This is a genomic window from Streptomyces sp. NPDC043896 (assembly GCF_056435605.1).
Map to the genome: position 1 here is coordinate 131,015 of NZ_JBWKEE010000020.1, position 23,342 is coordinate 154,356.

General features: G+C 74.1%; 19 protein-coding genes and 1 pseudogene. 14 read left to right on the forward strand and 6 right to left on the reverse strand.

Going from position 1 to position 23,342, the window contains the following annotated elements; all coding sequences use genetic code 11:
* Nucleotides 1-103 precede the first annotated feature (103 nt).
* The 6 genes from AC069X_RS26820 to AC069X_RS26845 all read left to right on the forward strand — a co-directional run bounded on the left by AC069X_RS26820 (nucleotide 104) and on the right by AC069X_RS26845 (nucleotide 9,159).
* Nucleotides 104-817, forward strand: coding sequence for a hypothetical protein (locus AC069X_RS26820; protein ID WP_478732231.1), 714 nt, complete (start codon nucleotides 104-106; stop codon nucleotides 815-817).
* Nucleotides 818-1,021: 204 nt separating this feature from the next.
* Entirely contained in the window at nucleotides 1,022-1,204 is a 183-nt protein-coding gene (locus tag AC069X_RS26825) for a hypothetical protein (RefSeq protein ID WP_267036736.1), read from the forward strand.
* A 22-nt stretch (nucleotides 1,205-1,226) separates the two neighbouring features.
* The gene (gene eccD / locus AC069X_RS26830) at nucleotides 1,227-2,567 is read left to right on the forward strand and encodes a type VII secretion integral membrane protein EccD (RefSeq protein ID WP_478732304.1); all 1,341 of its coding nucleotides are present in this window, start codon (nucleotides 1,227-1,229) and stop codon (nucleotides 2,565-2,567) included.
* A 25-nt stretch (nucleotides 2,568-2,592) separates the two neighbouring features.
* Nucleotides 2,593-3,735 carry a hypothetical protein gene (locus tag AC069X_RS26835; RefSeq protein ID WP_478732233.1) on the forward strand — a complete coding sequence of 381 codons (1,143 nt, stop codon included), beginning with the start codon at nucleotides 2,593-2,595 and terminating at the stop codon, nucleotides 3,733-3,735.
* Complete coding sequence (gene eccCa, locus AC069X_RS26840) at nucleotides 3,732-7,742, forward strand: type VII secretion protein EccCa (protein ID WP_478732235.1); 4,011 nt, start codon at nucleotides 3,732-3,734, stop codon at nucleotides 7,740-7,742. Before AC069X_RS26835 ends, eccCa begins: the two co-directional genes overlap by 4 nt.
* 4 nt (nucleotides 7,743-7,746) lie before the next feature.
* The gene (locus tag AC069X_RS26845; protein ID WP_478732237.1) at nucleotides 7,747-9,159 is read left to right on the forward strand and encodes a DUF6177 family protein; all 1,413 of its coding nucleotides are present in this window, start codon (nucleotides 7,747-7,749) and stop codon (nucleotides 9,157-9,159) included.
* 18 nt (nucleotides 9,160-9,177) lie between these two features.
* Here AC069X_RS26845 and AC069X_RS26850 read toward each other — a convergent pair whose 3' ends face one another.
* Both AC069X_RS26850 and AC069X_RS26855 read right to left on the reverse strand, forming a co-directional pair.
* Nucleotides 9,178-9,855, reverse strand: coding sequence for a response regulator transcription factor (locus tag AC069X_RS26850; protein WP_478732239.1), 678 nt, complete (start codon nucleotides 9,853-9,855; stop codon nucleotides 9,178-9,180).
* Between the two features lie 32 nt (nucleotides 9,856-9,887).
* Nucleotides 9,888-11,090 (reverse strand): sensor histidine kinase, encoded by a 1,203-nt coding sequence (locus tag AC069X_RS26855; protein WP_478732241.1) that lies wholly within the window; start codon nucleotides 11,088-11,090, stop codon nucleotides 9,888-9,890.
* Nucleotides 11,091-11,197: 107 nt separating this feature from the next.
* Here AC069X_RS26855 and AC069X_RS26860 point away from each other — a divergent pair, with 107 nt between their 5' ends.
* On the forward strand, nucleotides 11,198-12,184 hold the full coding sequence (locus AC069X_RS26860; protein ID WP_478732243.1) for an SAM-dependent methyltransferase: 987 nt from the start codon (nucleotides 11,198-11,200) through the stop codon (nucleotides 12,182-12,184).
* A 119-nt stretch (nucleotides 12,185-12,303) separates the two neighbouring features.
* Here the strand turns inward: AC069X_RS26860 and AC069X_RS26865 are convergent, their stop codons facing one another.
* Both AC069X_RS26865 and AC069X_RS26870 read right to left on the reverse strand, forming a co-directional pair.
* Nucleotides 12,304-13,854 (reverse strand): M28 family metallopeptidase, encoded by a 1,551-nt coding sequence (locus AC069X_RS26865; RefSeq protein ID WP_478732245.1) that lies wholly within the window; start codon nucleotides 13,852-13,854, stop codon nucleotides 12,304-12,306.
* Between the two features lie 190 nt (nucleotides 13,855-14,044).
* Nucleotides 14,045-15,169 carry a DUF5937 family protein gene (locus AC069X_RS26870; RefSeq protein WP_478732247.1) on the reverse strand — a complete coding sequence of 375 codons (1,125 nt, stop codon included), beginning with the start codon at nucleotides 15,167-15,169 and terminating at the stop codon, nucleotides 14,045-14,047.
* A gap of 238 nt (nucleotides 15,170-15,407) precedes the next feature.
* Between AC069X_RS26870 and AC069X_RS26875 the strand changes: the two genes are divergently transcribed.
* Nucleotides 15,408-15,617 (forward strand): hypothetical protein, encoded by a 210-nt coding sequence (locus tag AC069X_RS26875; RefSeq protein WP_478732249.1) that lies wholly within the window; start codon nucleotides 15,408-15,410, stop codon nucleotides 15,615-15,617.
* Between the two features lie 581 nt (nucleotides 15,618-16,198).
* On the opposite strand, the gene AC069X_RS26880 is transcribed toward AC069X_RS26875, so the two are convergent.
* Nucleotides 16,199-16,438 (reverse strand): hypothetical protein, encoded by a 240-nt coding sequence (locus AC069X_RS26880; RefSeq protein WP_478732306.1) that lies wholly within the window; start codon nucleotides 16,436-16,438, stop codon nucleotides 16,199-16,201.
* Nucleotides 16,439-16,467: 29 nt separating this feature from the next.
* On the opposite strand from AC069X_RS26880, the gene AC069X_RS26885 reads away from it, so the two are divergent.
* The 3 genes and pseudogenes from AC069X_RS26885 (at nucleotide 16,468) to AC069X_RS26895 (ending at nucleotide 18,395) form a co-directional block, all read left to right on the forward strand.
* Nucleotides 16,468-16,992 (forward strand): flavoprotein, encoded by a 525-nt coding sequence (locus AC069X_RS26885; RefSeq protein WP_478732251.1) that lies wholly within the window; start codon nucleotides 16,468-16,470, stop codon nucleotides 16,990-16,992.
* 10 nt (nucleotides 16,993-17,002) lie between these two features.
* Nucleotides 17,003-17,227, forward strand: a pseudogene (locus AC069X_RS26890) (UTRA domain-containing protein); the annotation flags it as partial.
* 580 nt (nucleotides 17,228-17,807) lie between these two features.
* A complete protein-coding gene (locus AC069X_RS26895) occupies nucleotides 17,808-18,395 on the forward strand; it encodes a pyridoxamine 5'-phosphate oxidase family protein (RefSeq protein ID WP_478732253.1) in 588 nt (195 codons plus the stop codon).
* A 12-nt stretch (nucleotides 18,396-18,407) separates the two neighbouring features.
* On the opposite strand, the gene AC069X_RS26900 is transcribed toward AC069X_RS26895, so the two are convergent.
* A complete protein-coding gene (locus AC069X_RS26900; protein WP_478732255.1) occupies nucleotides 18,408-19,529 on the reverse strand; it encodes a threonine aldolase family protein in 1,122 nt (373 codons plus the stop codon).
* A 166-nt stretch (nucleotides 19,530-19,695) separates the two neighbouring features.
* On the opposite strand from AC069X_RS26900, the gene AC069X_RS26905 reads away from it, so the two are divergent.
* From AC069X_RS26905 to AC069X_RS26915, 3 genes are read left to right on the forward strand one after another with little or no spacing between them, the layout of a single operon-like run.
* Complete coding sequence (locus AC069X_RS26905; protein WP_478732257.1) at nucleotides 19,696-20,610, forward strand: Rossmann-like and DUF2520 domain-containing protein; 915 nt, start codon at nucleotides 19,696-19,698, stop codon at nucleotides 20,608-20,610.
* Complete coding sequence (gene panC / locus AC069X_RS26910; RefSeq protein WP_478732259.1) at nucleotides 20,607-21,605, forward strand: pantoate--beta-alanine ligase; 999 nt, start codon at nucleotides 20,607-20,609, stop codon at nucleotides 21,603-21,605. Before AC069X_RS26905 ends, panC begins: the two co-directional genes overlap by 4 nt.
* Entirely contained in the window at nucleotides 21,602-23,341 is a 1,740-nt protein-coding gene (locus AC069X_RS26915; protein ID WP_478732261.1) for an L-aspartate oxidase, read from the forward strand. Before panC ends, AC069X_RS26915 begins: the two co-directional genes overlap by 4 nt.
* Nucleotide 23,342 lies beyond the last annotated feature (1 nt).

The window sequence follows — 23,342 nt, forward strand, 5'->3', positions numbered from 1 at the left end:
CCTCGGTGATCACGGCCGAGCCGGGGCGCCGGAGGCTCTGGGCACCTGCCCCGGGCGTACGGAATCCGGTTCGGCCGGCGGAGGCGTCGGGGAGGTTCTGAGGATGTCCGCGTCGCGGATGCTGGGACGGCTACGGGCCGTGGAGTGGGACATGCGGTGGGACCTGGCCTTCGAGCGCCGCGGGTCCCGGCGGGTGCTGATGTGGGAGTACCTGCGGCGGGCCGCCGTGTGGGCGAAGGCCTGCGGGGCCGACGAGGCGTGGCCGTTCTACGACGTCACCGCCTACGTGGACCCGGAGTTCGAGCTCCCGGCCGCGCAGGCGGCCGAGCTGGACGGGCTGCTGTGCACGGTGCACTGGCAGGAGCTCCGGCAGACCTGCGCCGGGGCGGTGCGGCTGGCCGGGCTCCGGGAGCGGGACCCGGCGGTGGTGGCCGGGCTGCCGGACCCGTACGAGCCGCTCGTGCTGTTCTACGAGCGGGGCGGGTCCTTCAGTCGTGACTGCTCGGGCCTGTTCCTCGACCTCGTCGGTGTGATGTTCAGGCCCGGCAAGGCGGAGGGCTACCTCGGCAGCCGCCCGGTCGGCGTGCTCGACGACGCCGTACTCGACGCACTGGAGGGCGAGGGCAGCATCACGTACTACGGCGCGCAGGACGGCGGAGCGCCGCTGCTCCGGAACCGGCTGCTGAGGTACGGCCGGGCCGACGAGGTGCTCGGACGGGATCTGCGCTGGGAGCCGACGGAGGCGGTGGCCGAGGCGGCGGGCCTGGCGGCGATCGACCACCTGGAAGCGGCCAGGCGGATCGGCAGGTCCCTGTGATCCGTGCCGACGAGCCGATCGCGACGTGGGGGGAGTACGCGGCTCGGGTGGAGACCCTGTGAAAGGGCGCAACCTCCGTCCGAGGTTCCGGCGTCGTGAGGGGGCGTACTAGCGTGCGGGGCGACAGGGAGAAGGGAGGCCGGGGTGGCGGCTGAGGATTACGACAGCCAGTTGCTGGAGTCCGTCGCGGTGCGGCGGCGCAGGATGCGCGACGCCGTGCTGTTCGGTGCGCAGCGCGGGCGGCGGGTGGCCGACGAGCGGATCGGGAAGGCCGTCGCCGGGCTGGTGATCGCGGCGGTGCTGTGCGCCGGCTGCGTCGGCTGGTCCTTCATTTCCCACCGCCTCATCGGCAAGACCGGCACGCCGGGACAGGTCAGTACTCGGTGATAGGTTCGAGCGCGTGGTGAGCATGGGGGCAGTGAGCGGTACGGCTTTGAGCCGGGTCACCTTGGTGGGTGAGCGGCGGCGGATGGATCTCGTACTGCCCTCCCAGGAGCCGGTCGGGCGCCTGCTGCCCGACGTCATACGGATGCTGGACGACCGGGTGGCCGCGCAGCCGATGCTGCGTCACCTCGTCACGGCCGACGGGTCCGTGATCGAGCACGGGCTCTCGCTGGAGGACGCGGGCGTCGCCGACGGGGCCGTGCTGCGGCTCGTACGGGTGCAGGACGTGCCGTCCGCGCCCGTGGTGCACGACGTCACCGACGAGGCCGCCGAGGACCTGGACGTACGCGCCTGGCGCTGGCGCCCCTCCGCGCGACGGGTCACCGCCGGTGCGGGACTCGTGCTGTGGGCGCTGGTCGCCGGCTGGTTCGCCCGGCGGGAGTTCGCGCCGGGTGCCGTGGCCGGGGTGCTGCTCACGGCCGCCGCCGCGTGCGGGGTCGTCGGGGCGCTGGCCGGGCGGCTGAAGCGCTCGGGGCTGGCGGCCGCGCTGCTGGCCTGCGCCGCCGCCGTCGGGGTGCTCGGGGCGTGGACCCTGGGCGACGCGCAGCACTGGGGCGGCATGGGCCGGCTCGCCGCCGTGGCGGGTGCGCTGGCCGTCGGGCTCGCGCTGCTGGGGTGGTTCACGCCGCTCGGGCGGGGCGGGTTCGTGGGCGCCGCCGCCGTGGTGGGCCTGACGGTGGCGTGGGAGGCGACCGCGCTGGCGCAGGGCCAGGCGGGCGCCCGTACCGGGGCCGTCCTCGCCGTGTTCTCGGTGATCCTGCTCGGGCTGCTGCCGCGCCTCGCGCTGGCGGCGGCCGGGCTGACCGGCCTGGACGACCAGCGGGCCCGCGGGGCTTCGGTCAGCCGGTACAAGGTCGCCACCGCCCTCGGCGCCACCCACCGGGGCATGGCGCTGGCCACCCTCGCCACCGCCGTCTCGGCGGGCGCGGCCGGCGTGCTCACGCTGCGGGAGCCCGACGTCTGGACGGTGTCCCTCGCCTCGGCGGCAGCCGTCGTGCTGTGGCTGCGCGCGCGGGCGTACCCGCTCGTCGCGGAAGTGGTCGCGCTGCTGCTGGCCGGGGCCGCCGTCACCGTGGCGGCGCTGCTGGTGTGGGCCGGCCGGGCCGGTGCGGCCGGGCCGCTGGCCGTACTGCTGGCGCTGGCCCTGGCGGCGCTCGGCGTCCTCGCCGTCCAGCCGCCCGAGCACGTGCGGGTACGGCTGCGGCGGGTCGGGGACACCGTCGAGTCCATCGGCGTCATCGTGCTGTTCCCGCTGCTCATCGGGGTGTTCGGCGTGTACGGGCGGCTGCTCGACACCTTCGCGTAAGGGTTGCTACTCAGACATGTCAGACATGAGCATGAACCAGCGGCGTGACGACTGGCAGGCCGGGGTCCTCGGCGATCTGACCGGCGCTCCCCAGGCCCAGCAGCCACCCCAGGGCGCCCTGCCGGTGCAGCCGCACGCACCCGTCCCGCACCAGGCGGCCCCCGCGCCGCAGCAGGCGTACGCCCCGCAGACCCACACCCCGCAGACCCACACCCCGCAGGCGCCGCAGGCCCGGGCCCCCGAGACCGTCCCGGTCCCCGGCTCCGACGCCCCCTCCGGCCGCCCCCGCCACGGCGACCCGCTGATGCGCCGCACCCTGCGCACCCTGCGCGGGGCGCTCGGCTCCTCCGTCGCCAAGGCCGTCACCGCCGAGACGGAACTCGCCACGCAGGTGCAGCAGCCCGTCACCACCGGCCGCCACATCGTCGTCACCAGCATCCGCGGCGGCTCCGGCAAGACCACCGTCACCGCCCTCCTCAGCCGCACCTACAACCACTTCCGGCACGACCCGGTCCTCACCCTGGAGGCCGACGCCGCCCTCGGCACCCTGCCCGTCCGGCTCGGCGTCCAGTCCCTGCGGTGGACCTGCGCCGACCTCGCGCAGATCGTCCGCCCCTCCATGCAGCTCACCGACATCACCGGATACCTCGTCCCGCTCGCCGACGGCGGCTGGCTGCTGCCCGGCAGCCAGGGCCGCATCGGCGCCCAGGTCGACGTCGCCACCTACCGGACCGTGATGGTCGCGCTGCGCCGCTACTTCGGCGTCACCGTCGTCGACTGCGAGACCCTCCCCGGCGACGTCGCCCGGACCGCCCTCGACACCGCGCACGCCCGCGTGCTCACCGCGCCCGCCACCGCCGAGGGCCTGGTCTCCACCCACGCGGTCCTCGACTGGCTGGCCTCCCTGCCGGTGCCCGTGCTGCCGCGTACCGTGGTCGTGCTCACGGTGCAGTCCCCGCACCCCGCCGTCGACCTCGCCAAGGCCGCCGAGAAGCTGCGCGCGACGGGCGCGGGCGTCGTCGTCCTGCCCTACGACCGCCACCTCGCCTCCGGCGGCGCCGTCACGTCCGAACTCCTCGGCGCCCGGACCCGGGAGGCGGCCGTGCGGCTCGCCGCCGAGGTCCTCCAGCGCGCCGTGGCCCAGCCGGCGTCCGGTGCCGCCCGGTGACCCAGCAGCTGATCCACCGGCCGGCCCGGGGAACCCTGCCCGCCGCCCCCGCCCGCCCCCACGCCGTCGAGGCCCCGCCGAACCTGCCCGAGGGCAAGATCGGCAGCCCGGCCACCGCGCTGCTGCCGATGGCCGGCGTGATGGGCTCCGTCGTGATGATGACCGTCATCCGCAACAGCCAGTTCGCCGCCGTCGGCGCGATCGTCCTGGTCTTCGCGCTGGTCGGCGCCATCGCCCTGTTCTGGTCCCAGCGCGGCAAGGCGCAGCGCACCCGCCGCGCCCAGCGCGAGCGCTACCTGGAGTACCTGGAGGAGCAGCGCGAGGAGCTCGGCGCCCGCGAGAGGGAACTGCGCGACGAGGCCCGCCGCCTCAACCCGCCGCCGGAGGCCCTGTACGACCTCGTACGCGACCCCGCGCGGCTGTGGGAGCGGCGCCGCACCGACCCCGACTTCCTGCGCCCGCGCCTGGGCACCGGCGCCGTCGCCGTGCAGGACCTCTCCCTCGTGGACGGCGCCGGGGGCGTCCTGACCCCGCCCGACCGGTTCATGCTCAACGAGGCCGGCGCGCTCATGGCCCGCTTCGGCCGGGCCAGCGACTTCCCGCTGACCGTCCCCCTCGACCGGGCCGGCAACGTCAGCATCGTCGGCGACCGCGAGGGCGTCCTGCGCGTCGCCCGCGCCCTGCTCACCCACACCGCCGTCCTCCACGCCCCGGACGACGTGGCCGTCGCCCTCGGCGTGCCCGGGGACCGGCTCGGGGACTGGGAGTGGGCCAAGTGGCTGCCGCACGTCCTCGACCAGCAGGAACAGGACGGCCCCGTCGCCGCCCGGCGGATCGCGCCCAGCCTGCCCCAGCTCGCCGCCGGGGTCCTCGCCCCCGACCTGCGCCGCAGGGCCTCGTACGCGGCGGAGGTGCGCCGCGGCCTGTCCGACAAGCGGGCCCTGCGCCTGGCCGGCCGGCTCCTCGTCGTCAGCGACGAGTACGGCGAGAACGCCGTCGAACTGCCCCGCCCCGACACCGCCGTGGGCCTGTCCGACATGAACACCACCGTGCTGCACCTGCTCGCCGAGCAGGTCCACGAGCCCGACGAGGTGACCATACGGATCACCGTGGACGGCAGCCACGTCACCGTCCGGGACCTGCGCACCCCGCAGGCCCCCGCCGCCGAGGGCATCAGCGACGCCCTCGGCCCCGCCACCGCCGAGGGCCTGGCCCGCATGCTGGCCCCGCTGCGGCTGTCCGCGGAGTCCGTCGCCGAGGGCACCCCCGTCTCCGGGCCCGTCGACTTCATGGGCCTCCTCGGGATCAACGACCCCGCCGCCCTCGACGTGAAGCGGATGTGGGCACCTCGCGGCGAGCGGGACTTCCTGCGCGTCCCGATCGGCATCGACGACCGGCACGGCCCCGTCCTGCTCGACCTCAAGGAGTCCTCGCAGCTCGGCATGGGCCCCCACGGCCTGTGCGTCGGCGCGACCGGATCCGGCAAGAGCGAACTGCTCCGCACGCTCGTCCTCGCCCTCGTCGCCACCCACTCGCCCGAGGACCTCGCGATGGTCCTCGTCGACTACAAGGGCGGCGCGACCTTCGCCCCCTTCCAGAAGCTCCCGCACGTCGCCGGCGTCATCACCAACCTGGAGAACCAGGCGGGGCTCGTCGAACGCGTCCACACCAGCCTCGCCGGCGAGGTCAAGCGCCGCCAGCAGGTCCTCAAGGACGCCGGGAACGTCGCCGACATCGGCCACTACGCGGTGCTGCGCGCCGAGAAGCCCGAACTGGAGCCCCTGCCGCACCTGTTCGTCGTCATCGACGAGTTCGGTGAACTCCTCACCGCCAAGCCGGACTTCATCGACCTGTTCCTCTCCATCGGCCGCATCGGCCGCTCCATCGGCGTGCACCTGCTGCTCTCCAGCCAGCGCATCGAAGGCGGCAAGCTCAAGGGCCTCGACACCTACCTGTCCTACCGGCTGGGCCTGCGCACCTTCTCCGCCGACGAGTCGCGGACCGTCCTCGACACCACCGACGCCTTCCAGCTGCCTCCGCTGCCCGGCTTCGGCTACCTCAAGGTGGACACCTCCACCTACACCCGCTTCAAGGCCGGGTACGTCTCCGGCCGCTACCGGGGCCCGGCCGCCGAACGCGACGACACCGAGCGCGGCCCCCTCGCCCTGCCCTACCCGACCTTCAACACCCTCCAGGACAGCACCGGCCCGGCCGAACCCGTCGAGGAGAAGCCCACCGCCACCGCCCGCGAGACCGGGCCCAGCGTCCTCTCCGTCATCGTCGACCAGCTCGCCGACGCCGCCCCGCCCGTCCGCCGCATCTGGCTGCCGCCGCTGCCCGAAGCGATCCCCCTCGACGCCGCCGCCGGACCGCTGTCCGTCACCGACCGCGGACTCCAGCTCGGCACCGCCCGGCGCAGCCCGCTCAAGGTGCCGCTCGGCGTCCTCGACGACCCGGCCCGCCAGTGGCGCGGCCCCTGGGAGCTGGACCTGACCGTCGCCGGCGGGCACACCGCCGTCACCGGCGGCCCCCAGTCCGGCAAGACCACCCTGCTGCGCACGCTGGCCCTGTCGCTGGCGCTGACCCACACCCCGCAGGAGGTCGCCGTCTACGGCCTCGACCTCGCCGGCGGCGGCCTCGCCGCGCTCGCCGGGCTCCCGCACGTCGGCGGGATCGCCGGCCGCGCCGACCGGGAACGGGCCGCCCGTACGGTCGCCGAGGTACGGGCCATGCTCGCCACCCGCGAGCAGCTGTTCCGCGAGCACGCCATCGACTCCGTGGACCAGCTGCGCCGGCTGCGCTCCCAGGGCCGGCTGCCCGAGCTGGCCTCCACGGACATCGTGCTGCTCGTCGACGGGTACGGCGCCCTGCGCGAGGAGTTCTCCGAACTCGACGACTCCGTCACCGACCTCCTCAAGCGGGGCGGCGGCTACGGCATCCACGTCGTCGCCGGCATGCTCCGCTGGAACGACGTGCGGATCGCCAACCAGTCCCTCTTCGGCGGCCGCGTCGAACTGCGCCTGGGCGACCCCTCCGACTCGGCGATCGACCGGAAGCTGTCCGAGACGATCTCCCCGGACACCCCGGGCCGGGTCCTCACCGACGGCAAGCTCTTCGCACAGACGGCCCTGCCGCGCATCGACTCCCGGGCCGGGAACACCGACCTGGCCGCCGCCCTGGAAGAGGCCGCGGGCACCGTCCGCGCCACCTGGCACGGCGAACTCGCCTCGCCGGTACGGGTCCTGCCCGCACGGCTGCCGTCCGACCGGCTGCCCACCGCCGACGAGGAGCCCCACCGGATCCCCGTCGGCGTCGACCAGGACGTCCTCGCGCCGGTGCTCCTCGACCTCTTCGGCCAGGACCAGCACCTGCTGATCCTCGGCGACAACGAGTGCGGCAAGACCAACCTGCTCGCCCTCGTCGCCCGCCAGCTCATCGCCCGCCACGGCGAGGAGGAACTGGTCTTCGCCGTCTACGACCCGAGGCGCGGCCTGCGCGGCGTGGTCCCCGAGCCCTACCGGGGCGGGTACGCGCACAACGCGAAGATCGCCGCCGCCCTGTCGGCCGGCATCGCCAAGGAGCTCGACAAGCGGCTCCCCGAGGACGGCATCGACCCGGACGCCGAGCCGGGCGAGGGCCCGGGCTTCGCCGGACCGCGCATCGTCGTCCTCGTCGACGACTACGACATCCTCACCACCGCCGGACAGCAGCCCCTCCAGGCGTTCGTCCCCTACCTGCCCTCCGCCCAGGACATCGGCCTGCACTTCGTGATCGCCCGCCGCGTCGCCGGTTCCTCCCGGGCCCTGTACGAGCCGCTGCTGACCACCCTGCGCGAGTCCGGCACCACCGCCCTCGTCATGAACGGCGAACGCTCCGAAGGGCAGTTGTTCCCGCAGCTGTACGCGAACGCCCAGCCGCCCGGCCGCGGCACGCTGGTCCGGCGCGGCCGCCCGCACCAGATCGTGCAGACCGCCCTCGCGGGCTCCCCGACCCAGGAAGCGCCCTGACACCGTGACCAAGGACGTCATCGCCCTCACCGCCAAGATGCCCGACACCACCGCCCTGATGGTGGCCCTGACGGCGGGCGGCGCGGACCTCGACGCCCAGACCGCCGCGGACGGCGCCGTGATCCAGCTGCTCGGCGCGGCCGGCCGGCCGCTGGTCTCCGTTGAGGCACCCGTGCTCGTACAGGTCCCCGGCGAGGTGGAACGCCTCCTCGGGACGTCCGCCCCCACCCCCGTCTGGTGGACGGAGACCCGCGCCTCCACCGCCGTGCCCGAGGCGGCCCCCCTCGCCGGCGCCGTCGCCGGACGCCTCGCCGAGGTGCTCGGCGGCGCCGTCTGGCCCGAAGGCGCCGGGCACCTCGCGGTGGTCCCGGTGACCTCCGAGGCCTCGGCGGCGCCCGCGCCCGTCGGAGCGCTCCCCACCGTGGACGTGGTCACCGAGTCCACCGCCGTGGTCCTCGCCGACCGGCCCGTCATCGGCCTGACGGCCTGGCTGTCGGACGTCCTGCGCACCACCGCCGGCTTCGGCGCGGCCCTGCACATCGTCACCCCCGACCACTGCCGGCTCAGCCTCCCGCTGCGCACCGCGCTCGCCGGGGCGCCGAACCGGTGGGTCGTCCAGGACCCCGCCTGCGGCTACTACGACGGCCTGTCCGGCGCGGTGCTGGCCTGGCAGGACGGCACCTTCGCCCCCGCCCGCGACGAGGCGGGCCGGCCCCGCCCCGCCGCCGCCTTCGCCCGGGCCGAGGCGTCGGGGGAGCGCCGGCTCACGGTGCAGTTCCGCACGGAGCACCCCGCCGAGGAGGAGCTGCTGGTCGGGCGCTCGCTGGAGGCCGCCTGGCGCACCCTGACCGGGGGCCCGCCCGCGGGCTGGGGCACCGCCGAGCCGGTGAACCTGCCCTGGTCGCCGCGCCAGCTCACCGACCTGGCCCGGGGGCGGGCGCCCGAGCCGACGCTGGTCACCGCCGTCGGATCGCCGGAGCGGCCCGCGCTGGCCACCGTACGCGTGACCCGCACGGCGGCCGGGGTCGAGGAGGACATCACCCTGTCCCTTGGGTACGGGCCCTCCGAGGAGGTGCCGACGGCCGCGCTGGCGGAGCTGGCGGAGGTACTGGTCGCCGGGCACGGCCTGGTCAGCATGCTGGCCTCCCTCGGGCCCGGCAGGCGGGACCTGAGCCTGACCCCGCGGGTGTCCGCGCCGGCGGTGCCGGTGTCCTTCACCCTCGGCGGGGCCGGCGTGGCCGAGGCGACGCTGACCCAGGCGCGGCGGCCCCCGCTGGAGGTGAAGCCCGTCCAGGTGGGCCCGCGGCGCCGGCCCGGGCTGCACTACCCGCTGGGCGACGGGAGCGACCCGGCGGCGTGGGAGTCCCTGTCGACGCTGCTGACCCACCTGCGCACGGCGGTGCCGCCGCTCCCGTAGAACGGGCCGCGGCGCGGGCTACCCCGCCCCGCCGCCCCCGGCACGCACCAGGCCCGTCTCGTACGCCAGCACCACCACCTGCACCCGGTCGCGCAGGTCCAGCTTCGTCAGGATGCGGCCCACGTGCGTCTTCACCGTCGCCTCCGACAGCACCAGCCGGCCCGCGATCTCCCCGTTCGACAGACCCTGCGCCACCAGCAGCATGACCTCGCGCTCGCGGTCCGTCAGCCGCTCGATCTCCTTGTTCTCCGGCTCCGCCGTCGTCGTCGGCAGCATCGGCGCGAACCGGTCCAGCAGCCGCCGGGTCGTCGACGGGGCCACCACCGCGTCCCCGCTGTGCACCGACCGGATCGCGGCCAGCAGCTCCGCCGGCGGGACGTCCTTCAGCATGAAGCCGCTCGCGCCCGCCTTCAGGCCCGAGAAGGCGTACTCGTCCAGGTCGAAGGTGGTCAGGATGATCACCTTCGGGTGCTGCTCCGGCTCACAGATGCGCCGCGTCGCCTCCACCCCGTCGAGCTTGGGCATGCGCACGTCCATCAGCACCACGTCCACGGCTGTGGACCGCAGCACCTCCAGCGCCTCCAGGCCGTTGCCCGCCTCCGCGACGACCTCCATGTCCGGCTGGGCGGCGAGCACCATCCGGAACCCGGTGCGCAGCAGCACCTGGTCGTCGACCAGCATCACTCGGATGGACATCCGTGACTACCTTCTCACTCTTCTCGACCGGGCTAACTCTTCTTGAGGGGGAGCAGGGCACTGATCCGGAAACCCCCGCCGGGGCGCGGGCCCGCGTCCAGGGTGCCTCCGACCATACCGATGCGCTCCCGCATGCCGATCAGGCCGTGTCCGGCGCCGTCCGCGCCGCCGTCCTCGTACAGTTCGTGCGCCGCGCCCCGCCCGTCGTCCTCGACCAGCAGGCCCAGCCCGTCGTCGAAGTAGACCAGCCGCACGCTCGCCTTCGCGTCGGGCCCCCCGTGCTTGCGCGTGTTCGTCAGCGCCTCCTGCACGATCCGGTACGCCGTCAGCTCCACCCCGCTGGGCAGCCTGCGCGGCGCGCCCTCCACCTCGAAGTCCACCGTCAGCCCGGCCGCCCGCACCTGCTCGACCAGCACCTCGATCTGCTCCACGTCGGGCTGCGGCACGTAGTCCTCGGACTCCTGCGGCTCACCCGTGCGCAGCACGCCCAGCAGCCGGCGCATCTCGGCCAGCGCCTGGCGGCCCGTCCCCGAGATGGTCTGGAGGGCCTCCTTGGCCTGCTCGGGCGCCACGTCCATGACGTACGCGGCCCCGTCGGCCTGGACCACCATCACCGACACGTTGTGCGCGACCACGTCGTGCAGCTCGCGGGCGATCCGGGCGCGCTCGGCGGCCACCGCCACCTTGGCCTGCGCCTCCCGCTCCTTCTCCAGCCGCTGGTTGCGCTCCACGAGCTGGGCGTAATAGGCGCGGCGGGTGCGCAGCGAGTCGCCCATCACCCAGGCGAGGGCGAAGGGCACCATCACGAAGAGGGCGAAGAGGACCTCCTCCGGGCCGCTCGCGTTCTTGTCGACGCCGAAGCGCAGGAAGTACAGCGGCGAGGCCAGCAGCCCGGAGGCCAGGGCGGTGCGCGAGACCCAGCGCGGGACGTCGGCGGCGGCCACCGTGAACAGGATGACCAGCATCGCGACGTCGCAGAACTGCATCTCCTGGCCGATGGCCAGCTGGTAGGCGCCCGCGCCGGCCGTCAGCCAGAACATCGGCACGGTCCACTTGCGGCGCAGGGCCACGGCGGCCGTCAGCGCGGCCACGACCGGGACGGTGGCCAGCCGCAGGGCGGTGCTCTGCCCCTCGGCCCCGGCCACGTTCATCATCGAGATCCCGAAGAAGAGGACAGCCCAGAAGCTGTCGACGCCCGTCGGGTGTCTGCGGATGAAGTCGTAGAGGCGCTGCACGTAACCCAGAGTAGGGAAAGGAGATAGGTGCTGGAGTCAACCACAGGTGCGATCCCTGCGACGGGCGAGTACTCCCCAAGGTGGAGGGTTGGCTTAACCTGCGGGTGATGAGCGCTGAAGGTGAGGTCAGGGGACCGGTGCGGTGGCGGGCCGCGATGGAGGCCGCGCTGTACGGCCCGGACGGTTTCTACGTGCGTCCGGGCGGGCCGGGACCCGCCGGGCACTTCCGGACCTCCGTGCACGCCTCCCCCCTGTACGCGGGTGCCGTGGCCCGGCTGCTGACGTGGGTCGACGGGGCCCTCGGCCGGCCCGGGCGGCTCGACCTGGTCGACGTGGGGGCCGGGCGGGGGGAGCTGCTGACCGGCGTGCTCGCCGCCCTGCCGCCGGAGACGGCGGCGCGCGTGCGCCCGTACGCGGTGGAGCGCGCGGCGGAGCCCGACGGGCTGGACCCCCGCATCCGCTGGGTGGCCGAGCCGCCCGAGGGGATCACGGGCCTGCTGTTCGCGAACGAGTGGCTGGACAACGTACCGCTGGAGATCGCCGAGGCCGGCCGGTACGTCCTGGTCGGCCCCGACGGTACGGAGACCCCCGGCGGGCCGCTGGACGAGGCCGACCGGGCCTGGCTGGAGCGCTGGTGGCCCGGCGCGGCGGGCCCCGGCGGCGGCCGCGCCGAGATCGGCCGGAGCCGCGACGAAGCCTGGGCGGCGGCCGTCGCCACCCTGGACCGGGGCCTGGCGGTGGCCGTGGACTACGCCCACACCCGCGACGCCCGCCCCCCGTACGGCACCCTCACCGGCTTCCGCGCGGGCCGCGAGGTCGCACCCGTCCCGGACGGCGGCTGCGACGTCACCGCGCACGTCGCGCTCGACGCCTGCGCGGGACCGGGCGCCGGCCTGCTCACCCAGCGCGCGGCCCTGACCGCCCTCGGCGTCTCGGGCGGCCGGCCCCCGCTGGCCCTGGCCTCCACCGACCCGGCGGGCTACGTCCGCGCCCTGTCGGCGGCGGGCGAGGCGGCGGAGCTCACCGCGCGCGGCGGCCTCGGCGACTTCGGCTGGCTGGTCCAGCCGGTCGGCATCGGCGCCTGGCCGGGGTAGCCGCGGGGGCGTGGGGCCGTGGGGCCGTGGGGCCGTGGGGCCGTGGGGCGTGCGGGCGGGTACACGGCCGAGGGGCCGGCGTCCCTGGCGGGACGCCGGCCCCTCGTGCGCTGCTGTTCCTACTCCGTGACGTCGTGGTCGTGGCCGGGGCGCAGACCGCCGCCGTTGCCGGAGCCGGTGGACGGCTTCGGGGTGACCGGCTGCGTCAGCGGGGCCAGGTCCCAGGCGTAGTGACCGACCGCGTTCGCGATGACGTCGACGTTGATGTCGAGCGCCTTCTGGTCGATGTTGTTGATGTCGTCGCCCTTGCCGTGGTAGTTCGGGTCGTAGGCGATGCCCGCCTGACCGCCGAACTTCGCGGCCTGCTCCGGGGTCTTGATGCCCTCGGCGCCCGTGTCCGTACCGCCCGACGGGATGCCGGCCTCGATGAACGGGCCGTAGTCCGAGCGGCCGGTGAAGTCACTGCCCTCGTGCGGGATCTTCTGCGCGTCGAGGAAGTCGGTGATCTGCCGCTCCAGCTGCGCCGAACCCTCCGGGCCGGGGCCCGAGCCGACCTTGTCCGAGTCGTCGCCGTCGTAGACGAAGTACGCGGCGTTCGGCGAGGCGATCATGTCGAAGTTGAGGTAGAGCTTGATCTGCTTCTTCTGCTCGGGCGTCAGCGACGCCACGTAGGCCTCGGAGCCGAGCAGACCGAACTCCTCCGCCGACCACCAGGCGAACTTCACCTTGTTCTTGATCTTCGACTGGCTGCTCGCGAGGCGCTGCGCGACCTGGAGGATGCCCGCCGAGCCGGAGCCGTTGTCGTTGATGCCGGGACCGGCCGCGACCGAGTCCAGGTGCGCCCCGAGGAAGACGGTGTTGTCCGCGTCGCCGCCCTTGGTCTCCGCGATGACGTTGTAGGTCTTGCGGTTCTCGCGCAGCTCGCGGACGTCCAGGGTGAGCGAGACCGGACCCGCGGCCGCCTCGGCGGCGAGCTTCTCGCCCTCCTCCTGCGTGATGCCGCCGGTGGGGACCTTGCCGGCGTTGGCGTCGCCGAGGGTGCCGTTCAGGGCGCCCGCGGTGTTGTTGTAGATGACCGCGCCGACCGCGCCGGCCGCCGCCGCGTTGGCCTGCTTCGCCGCGAAGGTGCAGCCGCCGCGCTTGATGAGCGCGATCTTCCCGGTGAAGGCGCCGGCGGCGAAGTCCGTGGCCTCGCAGCCGTTGGTGCCGTCCGCGTCCACGGGGGCGACGGCGACGGGCGCGGTGATGCCGCCCTCGGGGCCGCTGGCCGTGTACGTCATCAGCTTGAGCGGGACGTCGCGTCCGTTCGCGCCGTTGACCTGGAGCTTCTCGGCGATCGTCTCGACGTACACGAAGTCGAACTCGTGGCGCGAGACCTGGTACCCGGCGCCCTTCAGCACGGCCTCGACGTACTGAGCCGACTGGAGGTGGCCCTTGGAACCGGCCACGCGGTTGCCGCCGTTGTAGTCGGCGATCGACTGGAAGACCTTCAGGTGGTTGTTGGCACCCTTGCCCGTCGAGTCCTTGACCAGCTTCCTGGCCAGCGCGTCACCCCGGGCGGCGTCGCTCTGCGGGCTCGTGGCACCGGCCGGGCCGGCGAGGAGCAGCGGGGAGACGAGGGCCACTGCCGCGAGGGCGGCGGTCGCAGTGGCTATACGGCGAGAGGGCATGAAGGTCCTTTCACAGCAGGAAGCGCCTGTGGGGGATGGTGGACGCACGTTAGACACCAAGAGGCGGCCCTCGCCAGACCTTTCACTGCTTCCGGTTCGTGAAATCCGGATATCGGTACCTCTGGGGAGGGGCGAAAACCAGCCACCGTCCGATGGGCGGTCGGCTGGGAGCACGCGGCTGCCCGGCGCGTCAGCGCAGGATGCCCTCGATGAAATCGGAACCTATTCGTGCAACCACGGACAGATCCAGCTGGTGCTGTACGTAACGCCCCTGACGGCGCGTGTGCATCAGCCCCGCCTTCTTCAGCACCGTGAGGTGCCGGGACACCTCCGGCGCGGAGATCCCGTACACCCGGGCCAGCTCGCTGGTCGTGTACGGAGCCCGTGCCAGACTCCGGCACAGCATCATCCGCATGGGGTGGGCGAGCGCCTCCATCCGGCGCTGCAACAGCTCCACCGGGCCCGGCTCGGAAGCCAGTCCGGGCGAGTCCAGCGGATAGTGCACCACCGGCAGCCAGCCGGGTGCGTGCAGCACCAGCAGGTGCGGCCAGCCGAAGTTCGTCGGCACGAAGACCAGCCCCGACCCGATCTGCGGATCGGTCGCGGTGGCCTGCCCGTTGACCATCTTGTCCGCGGTGATCGTGGTCAGCCCCTCGTCGACGCTCAGCGCCGCCGACACCTCCCTCAGCACCGCCGGCAGCCCCTTGCGGCGGAGCACCTCCGTCTTGTGCCGGGCGTCCGCCGTCTGGCGGGGCTCTATGCGCCGCCACGTCTCCGCGAAGAAGGCCTCGTCGCAGTCCTCCAGCAGCCGCCGCATCCACACGCGCACGCCCGCCGGGTCGTCCAGCAGCCGGATCGAGAACTCCAGCTGGCGCGGCCCCCGCGCGGCCGCCGTCTCCAGCGCCTTCGCGCGCGCCCCCGCGTCCTTCAACGGATGCGGCCCGCCACCCTCGTTGTACTGCGCCAGCCAGCAGTGTTCCAGCGCCGCCATCACGAACCGCTCGTCGTCCAGCCGGTCGAGCACGTCCAGCTCCTCGGCCAGCGTCACCCCCGGCCGGCCGGTACCGCCGGGAATGCCGGCGAAGGCCATGAAGATGTCGGAGAAGGAACTCCGCCACATGAACTCGGCCTCAAGGAGCCGGTCCGCCAGGCAGGGGTCGAGCGAAGCCGTGGTGGACGTCGTCCAGGAGTGCAGCCGCGGGTGATGGGCCGGCTGCGAGAGCGCGTGCAGGGTCATGCAGAGCTCGGCGAGCGGCGACGGCGCGAAGCCGATCCGCTCCACGGGGAGCCCGGCGATGTCGATGGTGACGCTCATCGCCCCATTCTCCTTCCTGGCGCGGGCAGCGCACCGCCGCACCGCACCCCGTCCGGCGGGAGCGGGGCGTCGGGGCCGGGCAGGGGCTGCGCGGGCCGGCGCGGGGCGGGGGGCGCCTGTGCGTCCGTACGAGGGTTCCCGAGGCGCTCACCGGGGCATCGCCGCAGGTGGGAGGCGTCGATTGACGGGGAGCGTCAATCGACGGGCACTCTGCGCCCAACGGGGTGAGGGTGGATGCATGACAGCGATCGAGCAGTACCTCGTGGACACCTACCGCGCGGCCCAGCACCGCACCCCCATGCCCCCGCCCCCGGGCCGCGACGACCTCGCCACCCTGCGCTCCCTCCGCACCACGGCCCAGTTCGGCGCGGTCCTGGCCGGCCGCCCGGCCACCCACCCCTGGCTCCACACCCTGACCCGCCTCCTCCACCGGACGCGGGCGTGCTGAGGGGGGCGGGGCGGGTACGGGGCTTGCGGCGCGGGCGGGCTATCACCCCCGCGAGGGGGTGGGGGCGGGTCGGCGGCTGCCCACCCGCCCCCCGGGTGCGGGTGGGTGGTCGGGGAGCCGGACCCCCTTGGGCGGGGTCGGGGAGGGGCTGGGGGTTTCCCGTCAGTCCCATCGTCGTTCCGTGTCGTGCCGGTCCCTCAAGGGCGCTCCCTTCGGTCGCGTCACTTCGTGATCGCCTTTGGCGCCCCTTGACCGACCGGCCCGCCCCGGAAAGCCGAAAGACTGCCGGGAAACCCCCAAAAGAACGGTCACGGGGCAGAAGAGGGAGGGACGGGTCTCTCAGAGACCAGGCGAGGGACTGGGCCATGGCCGGCCGGGCTTCCGGGCCCTCCGAGGCCGTGATCCGGGACCGGTGGGGCTCCACCTGCACCGAAGGACGACAGGAGCGTCCTGCGGACCACCCAGACGCGACAGATCGCTACGCGCTCCTCATTGCTTGGCGTCCGGCGACCGTCCGGGGCTGATACCTGCACCGAATGGCGACCAGGGCGGCCTGGGGAGCCGGCAGGCGCGACAGATCGCTACGCGCTTCTCTCGTCTCGGCGTCCGGCGGCCGTCTGGGGCTGGTCGCAGGCGGGTTCGACGTTGGTGGCGGCGGTGGTGAACTCGCGGCCCGAGGCGCCACGGATGTAGGCGAGCTCCATCCAGCGCTCGATGCCGGTGTCCGAGACGTTCTCGTTGATCACCGCCATCAGCACGCCCTCGACGCCCGAGGCGAAGGTACCCGCACCACCCGGTCCGTCACGTCCGACTCCACGCAGATGGGCGGCGGTTGCCTAGGTTCGGCGCCATGACGACGAGGACGCTCTACCTGTTCTGCTCCGCCGCGCCGCCCGTATTCGACGTGGCCCATGTGATCGAGAACGCCCAGGCGCGGGGCTGGGACGTCTGCCTTGGTCTGAGCCCGACTGCGGCCGAGTGGCTGGAAGACGGTATTCCCGGGCTGGAGGCGCTGACGGGGCATCCTGTCCGCTCTAGGTACAAGCGTCCGGGGCAGCCGGATGTGTGGCCGTCCGCAGACGCTGTTCTCGTGGCTCCGGCGACCACCAACACGATCAACCGATGGGCCTTGGGAATCACGGACACCTTCGTCGTGGGCTTCGTCGCCGAGGCGCTGGGCAAGGACATTCCCCTCACCCTGATGCCGTGTGTGAACGCCGCATACGCGCAGCATCCCCAACTCCCGCTGTCTCTGGCCACCTTGCGTGAAGCCGGCGTGCGGGTGCTCTTCGGGGAGGGGGGCTTCGAACCGAATCCCCCGGGGGAGAAGCGCCCTTACCCGTGGGACGTGGCACTGGACGCCCTCGATCAGTAGGCCGTGACCTTACGCACGGCTGGCCGAGCTGGGGCACAAGCCCGTCCACTTCCGGGAGGAAGTCCGGTGCCGCATGCCTTCTGCCGACGAGGCCGAACGACTCGCCCTCTCCATGGGGACACCCGTCATCCAGATCGTCCGCACCGCGTTCGCCGAGGATGGCCGGGCCGTTGAAGGCAACGAAATGACCCTCGACTCCGCCTCCTATGTCCTGGACTACGACTTCGACGCCTAGCCGGCCCGGGATGGCCCAGGCGCGTGGACGACTTCCCACGCCATTCGGTGTAGGTATCAGCCCCGGACGGTCGCCGGACGCCAAGCCGGGAGGAGCGCGTAGCGATCTGCTGCGCCTGGGTGCTCCGCAGGGTGGTCCTGTCGTCCTTCCGTGCAGGTAGAGCCCCTGCGGCCCCCGATCAGGACGATGAGGGCCCGGATGCCCGGCCGGCCGAGGCCCGGTCCCTCGCCTGATCCCTGGGGGACCCGCTCCTCCCCCTCCTGCCCCGTGACCGTTCTTCTGGGGGCTTCCCGGCAGTCTTTCGGCTTTCCGGGGCGGGGCGGCCTGTCAAGGGTCGCCGAAGGCGATCACGAAGTGACGCGAACGCAGTGAGCGCCCTTGACAGGCCGGCACGACACGGAACGACGATGGGACTGACGGGAAACCCCCAGCACCTCCCCGGCCCCGCCCAGGGGGATGCGGCTTCCGTGCCTGGCGGTTCGCCTGTTCGGCAACGTGCGTATGGGTTGGGGGTGTTGCCCGCAGTCGCCTCGCACGGGTCGTTAGACGGGCGAATGGTTTAGTCGCATAATCCTTAGACATGGGAAAGACTTACGAACGCATCGACGGCCGGCTCCGGGCCTTCATAGAGCAGCAGCCGGTCTTCTTCACCGCCACCGCCCCGCTGACGGGCGACGGGACGGTCAACCTGTCCCCCAAGGGGCTCAAGGGTTCCTTCGCGGTGCTCGACGAGCAGCGGATCGCCTACCTCGACTTCGCCGGCAGCACCGCCGAGACCATCGCTCACCTGCGGGAGAACGGCCGGATCACGGTGATGTGGTGCGCCTTCCAGGGGCCGCCCAACATCGTCCGGGTGCACGGCCGGGGCGAGCCCGTCTTCCGGGACGATCCGCGCTTCAAGGAGCTGCTCGCGCACTTCCCGGACATCGACCCCGCCCCGCACGGCCTGCGCGCGATCATCGTGGTCACGGCCGAACTCGTCCGTGACTCCTGCGGGTACGGGGTCCCGTTCATGGCGTACGACGAAGACCGCGACCTGCACGGCAAGCGCTTCGCGCGTGAGGACGACGCCTCGCTGAGCGCCTACTTCGCCAAGAAGGAACACATCGCCCAGAGCATCGACGGCCTGCCCGGGCTGCCCCTCCCGCTGCCGCCCGGCGACTTCTGAGGGGCCCGCCCCCTACAACCGCGCCAGGAACTCCGCCGCCGCCTTGCGGACGTCCTCCGGGGTCCACGCCAGGCCCGGCTCCGTGACCTCCAGCTCCGTCACCGACAGGCCCGGCGGGCCCTCCGGCGACCAGCGGCGGAACAGGGCCGTGCCGGTCTCCTCCGCCAGGCGGGCGCTCGCCTCCGTGAGGCGGTCCGCCGCGTACGGGAGCCACACCTGGAACTGGTGCGTGTGCGGCACCTCCGGGTGGATCCGGGACCACGGCACGCCCGCCTCCTCGAAGGCCTCCCGCAGCGCGGCGGCGACGGCCCGGGCCTGCTCCACGTACGCGGGGAGGCGCGGCAGCTCCCGTTCCAGCCCGGCCAGGGCCGCCAGGGCCTGGGGGAACTGGCGGAAGACCTGGCCCCCGTACCGGTGGCGCCACACCCGGGTCTCCTCCACGAACTCCCGGGATCCGGCCAGGCAGGCTCCGCTCAGCCCGCGCAGCGACTTGTAGAAGGAGACGTACACCGAGTCCGCGAGTCCCGCGATCTCCGGCAGGGGCCGGCCGAAGTGGAGGGTGGTCTCCCACAGCCGGGCCCCGTCGAAGTGGACGACGGCGTCCCGCTCCCGGGCGGCGTCCACCAGCCCCTCCAGCTCCTCCCACGCGGGCAGCAGGAACCCGGCGTCGCGCAGCGGCAGCTCCAGCATCAGTGTCCCGAAGGGCTCGGGGTGCTCCCGGACCTCCTCCGGCGTCGGCTGGCGCGGCTCCTTCACCGGGTGGGTGGTCCGCAGCCCGGCCAGCGCCGTCAGGGCTCCGCCCTCCCACCGCTCCGGGTGGCTCATCGGATGCAGGGCCACGACCGGGTTCCCGGTACGCCCCGCCCAGCAGCGCAGCGCGACCTGCTGGGCCATCGTCCCCGAGGGGAAGAACGCCGCGTCCTCGGTGCCGAGCAGCTCCGCGACCCGCCGCTCCAGGTCGGCGACGACCCCGTCGCCGTAGACGTCCGCCGGGGCGTCCAGGTCGTACGGGGCGTCGCAGAGCCCCGCCAGCAGCTCCCGGACGGTCTCCTCCCGCCCGCCGTGCGTCAGGGCCCGGTGGGCGCCCTTCCAGGCCGCCACGAGCCGCTTCGTCTGCTCCGCGTCATCGCTCATGTGCCGATCATCGCGGACGGCCCCGCCGCACGGCCCCGGAAATCCGGCCGTTCCCGCCCGCTCCCGCCCCCGGCGGGCCTGACCGGCACCGGTGCGGAGAAAGGGCCTAGCATGGCGACGTATCGTCCGGTACCCCTCGCGGACTGGAACGGAAGGCCTTCCCCGCGTGAACTCATCCCAGGAACCGCGTCCCGCCCGGCTCACCGTCGGAGTCGTCGGCGCGGGCCGTGTCGGCCCCGCGCTGGCCCGTGCCCTCCAGCAGGCCGGGCACCACCCCGTCGCCGTCTCCGGGGTCTCCGACGCCTCCCGGCGCCGGGCCGAGCGGATGCTGCCCGACGTGCCGCTGGTGACCCCGGCGCAGGTGCTGGAGCGGGCCGAGCTGGTCCTGCTGACCGTCCCCGACGACGCCCTGCCGGGCCTGGTGGAGGGCCTCGCCGGGACCGGCGCCGTGCGCCCCGGCCAGCTCCTCGTGCACACCTCGGGGCGGTACGGGACCGCCGTGCTCGACCCCGCGCTCCGCGCGGGCGCGCTCCCGCTGGCCCTGCACCCCGCGATGACCTTCACCGGTACCGAGGTGGACGTGCAGCGCCTGGCCGGGTGCTCCTTCGGCGTGACCGCGCCCGAGGAGCTGCGGCTCGCCGCGGAGGCCCTGGTCATCGAGATGGGCGGGGAGCCCGAGTGGATCGCGGAGGAGAACCGTCCGCTCTACCACGCGGCCCTCGCACTCGGCGCGAACCACCTGGTCACCCTGGTCGCCCAGGCCATGGAGCTGCTGCGCACCGCCGGCGTCGGGCACCCCGACCGGATGCTCGGCCCGCTGCTCGGCGCCGCCCTCGACAACGCCCTGCGCTCCGGCGACGCCGCCCTCACCGGCCCCGTCGCCCGCGGTGACGCCGGCACCGTCGCCGCGCACGTCTCCGAGCTGCGCAAGCACGCCCCCGCCACCGTCGCCGGATACCTGGCGATGGCCCGTACGACCGCGGACCGCGCCCTCGCGCACGGCCTGCTCAAGCCCGAACTGGCCGAGGACCTCCTCGGCGTGCTCGCGGACGACGCCGACCCGAAGGATGCCGAGCGATGACCGGCCCGCTCCAGCTGCTGAACACCGCCGAAGAACTCGAGAAGCTGCCGCGCAGCGGCCGCCGTGCCGTCGTGATGACGATGGGCGCCCTCCACGAGGGCCACGCCACCCTCATCCGCACCGCGCGAGAGGAGGTGGGTCCGGACGGCCAGGTCGTGGTCACCGTCTTCGTCAACCCCCTCCAGTTCGGGGCGAACGAGGACCTCGACCGCTACCCGCGCACCCTCGACTCGGACCTGTCGGTCTCCGAGGAGGCAGGCGCCGACGCCGTGTTCGCACCCGCCGTCGACGAGGTCTACCCGGGCGGCGACCCGCAGGTGCGGATCACCGCCGGCCCGATGGGCGGGCGCCTCGAAGGCGCCACCCGGCCCGGCCACTTCGACGGCATGCTGACCGTCGTCGCCAAGCTGCTCCACCTCACCCGCCCCGACCTGGCCCTCTTCGGTCAGAAGGACGCCCAGCAACTGGCCCTGATCCGGCGCATGGTGACCGACCTGAACTTCCCGGTCGAGGTGGCCGGCGTCCCCACGGTCCGCGAGGACGACGGGCTCGCCCTGTCCTCCCGCAACCGCTACCTCGGCCAGGCCGAACGCCGCACCGCCCTCGCCCTGTCCCGCGCCCTGTTCGCCGGCCGGGACCGGCTCGCCGCGCAGGCCGCGCTGCGCGCCCGCGCCGAGGCGGCCCCCGCCAGCGACGAGCGCGCCACCGCCCTGGCCCGGCTCGGCGAGATCCGCGCCTCCGCCGACGCCCACGCCGTCTCGGCGGCCGGCACCGGCCTGCCGGACGCCGTACGGGCCGCCGCCCGGCACGTCCTGGACGAGGCGGGCCGGCACGAGCCGCCGCTGGTCCTGGACTACCTGGCCCTGGTGGACCCGCAGGACTTCACCGACGTCGGCCCCGACTTCACCGGACAGGCCGTGCTGGCCGTCGCGGCGAAGGTCGGCGCGACCAGGCTGATCGACAACATCCCATTGGAGTTCGGAGCACACGCGTGAGCACCACAGGCAACCCAGGCAACGCAGCCGCCGCCGGCACCGGCATACGGCTGCACGCCCCCGCCCCCGGCTGGGCCCTCGACGCGGACGTCGTGGTCGTGGGATCCGGCGTCGCCGGCCTGACGGCCGCGCTGCGCTGCGCCGCCGCGGGCCGCCGTACGGTCGTGGTCACCAAGGCGCGGCTCGACGACGGCTCCACCCGCTGGGCCCAGGGCGGCATCGCGGCCGCCCTCGGCGAGGGCGACACCCCCGAGCAGCACCTGGACGACACGCTGGTCGCGGGTGCGGGGTTGTGCGACGAGGCGGCCGTGCGGCTGCTGGTCACCGAGGGCCCCGACGCCGTGCGCCGGCTGATCGCGGCCGGGGCGGTCTTCGACACCTCCGCCGAGACGGGCGAGATCGAGCTGACCCGCGAGGGCGGCCACCACCGCCGCCGCATCGCGCACGCGGGCGGCGACGCCACCGGCGCGGAGATCTCCCGGGCCCTGGTCGAGGCCGTGCACGCCGCGGGCATCCGTACCGTCGAGAACGCGCTCGTCCTGGACCTCCTCCAGGACGCGGAGGGCCGCACGGCCGGCGTCACCCTGCACGTGATGGGCGAGGGCCAGCACGACGGCGTCGGCGCCGTCCACGCGCCCGCCGTGATCCTGGCGACCGGCGGCATGGGCCAGGTCTTCTCCGCCACGACCAACCCGGCCGTCTCCACGGGCGACGGGGTGGCGCTCGCGCTGCGGGCCGGCGCCGAGGTCTCCGACCTGGAGTTCGTCCAGTTCCACCCGACCGTCCTCTTCCTCGGTCCGGACGCCGAGGGCCAGCAGCCGCTGGTGTCGGAGGCGGTGCGCGGCGAGGGCGCGTACCTCGTCGACGCGGACGGGGTCCGCTTCATGGTCGGCCAGCACGAACTGGCCGAGCTGGCGCCCCGGGACATCGTCGCCAAGGGCATCATGCGGCGCATGCAGGAGCAGGGCGCCCGCCACATGTACCTGGACGCCCGGCACTTCGGCGCCGAGATGTGGGAGAACCGCTTCCCCACGATCCTGGCGGCCTGCCGCGCCCACGGCATCGACCCGGTGACGGAGCCGATCCCGGTCGCCCCGGCCGCGCACTACGCCTCCGGCGGCGTACGCACCGACCTGCACGGCCGCACCACCGTGCCCGGCCTGTACGCGTGCGGGGAGGTGGCCTGCACCGGCGTGCACGGCGCGAACCGGCTGGCCTCCAACTCCCTGCTGGAGGGCCTGGTCTTCGCCGAGCGGATCGCCGAGGACATCGCCGCGAACCCGCCCGTCGGCAGCGGCCCGGGCATACCCGTGCCCGCCACCGGCCCGCTCCAGCCGGCCGAGGCCCGGTACGAGGTCCAGCGCATCATGACGGACGGCGCGGGCGTGCTCCGCTCCGCGGGATCCCTCGCGGCGGCCGCGGAGGCACTGGAGACCCTGTACACGACGGCCCTGGGCGAGCTGGAGAGCCAGGGCAAGACCGCCGTGCCGGGCGTGGACACCTGGGAGGCGACGAACCTGCTGTGCGTGGCCCGCGTCCTGGTGGCCGCCGCCCAGCGCCGCGCCGAGACCCGCGGCTGCCACTGGCGCGAGGACCACCCCGACCGGGACGACGCCGACTGGCGCCGCCACCTCGTGGTGCGGCTCTCGCGGACCGAGCGGCGCGCGCTGGTCGTCACCCCCACCGACTCCGCGGACTTCCCGTCCGTACACCACCCCCTCAGCCTGGAGAAGTGAC

Bases quoted from the DNA above. Each gene is read 5' to 3' on its own strand.
- AC069X_RS26820 (WP_478732231.1), top strand. From the start codon at position 104: ATGTCCGCGTCGCGGATGCTGGGACGGCTACGGGCCGTGGAGTGGGAC.
- AC069X_RS26825 (WP_267036736.1), top strand. From the start codon at position 1,022: ATGCGCGACGCCGTGCTGTTCGGTGCGCAGCGCGGGCGGCGGGTGGCC.
- eccD (WP_478732304.1), top strand. From the start codon at position 1,227: ATGGGGGCAGTGAGCGGTACGGCTTTGAGCCGGGTCACCTTGGTGGGT.
- AC069X_RS26835 (WP_478732233.1), top strand. From the start codon at position 2,593: ATGAGCATGAACCAGCGGCGTGACGACTGGCAGGCCGGGGTCCTCGGC.
- AC069X_RS26850 (WP_478732239.1), bottom strand. From the start codon at position 9,855: ATGTCCATCCGAGTGATGCTGGTCGACGACCAGGTGCTGCTGCGCACC.
- AC069X_RS26860 (WP_478732243.1), top strand. From the start codon at position 11,198: ATGAGCGCTGAAGGTGAGGTCAGGGGACCGGTGCGGTGGCGGGCCGCG.
- AC069X_RS26865 (WP_478732245.1), bottom strand. From the start codon at position 13,854: ATGCCCTCTCGCCGTATAGCCACTGCGACCGCCGCCCTCGCGGCAGTG.
- AC069X_RS26870 (WP_478732247.1), bottom strand. From the start codon at position 15,169: ATGAGCGTCACCATCGACATCGCCGGGCTCCCCGTGGAGCGGATCGGC.
- AC069X_RS26875 (WP_478732249.1), top strand. From the start codon at position 15,408: ATGACAGCGATCGAGCAGTACCTCGTGGACACCTACCGCGCGGCCCAG.
- AC069X_RS26885 (WP_478732251.1), top strand. From the start codon at position 16,468: ATGACGACGAGGACGCTCTACCTGTTCTGCTCCGCCGCGCCGCCCGTA.
- AC069X_RS26895 (WP_478732253.1), top strand. From the start codon at position 17,808: ATGGGAAAGACTTACGAACGCATCGACGGCCGGCTCCGGGCCTTCATA.
- AC069X_RS26900 (WP_478732255.1), bottom strand. From the start codon at position 19,529: ATGAGCGATGACGCGGAGCAGACGAAGCGGCTCGTGGCGGCCTGGAAG.
- panC (WP_478732259.1), top strand. From the start codon at position 20,607: ATGACCGGCCCGCTCCAGCTGCTGAACACCGCCGAAGAACTCGAGAAG.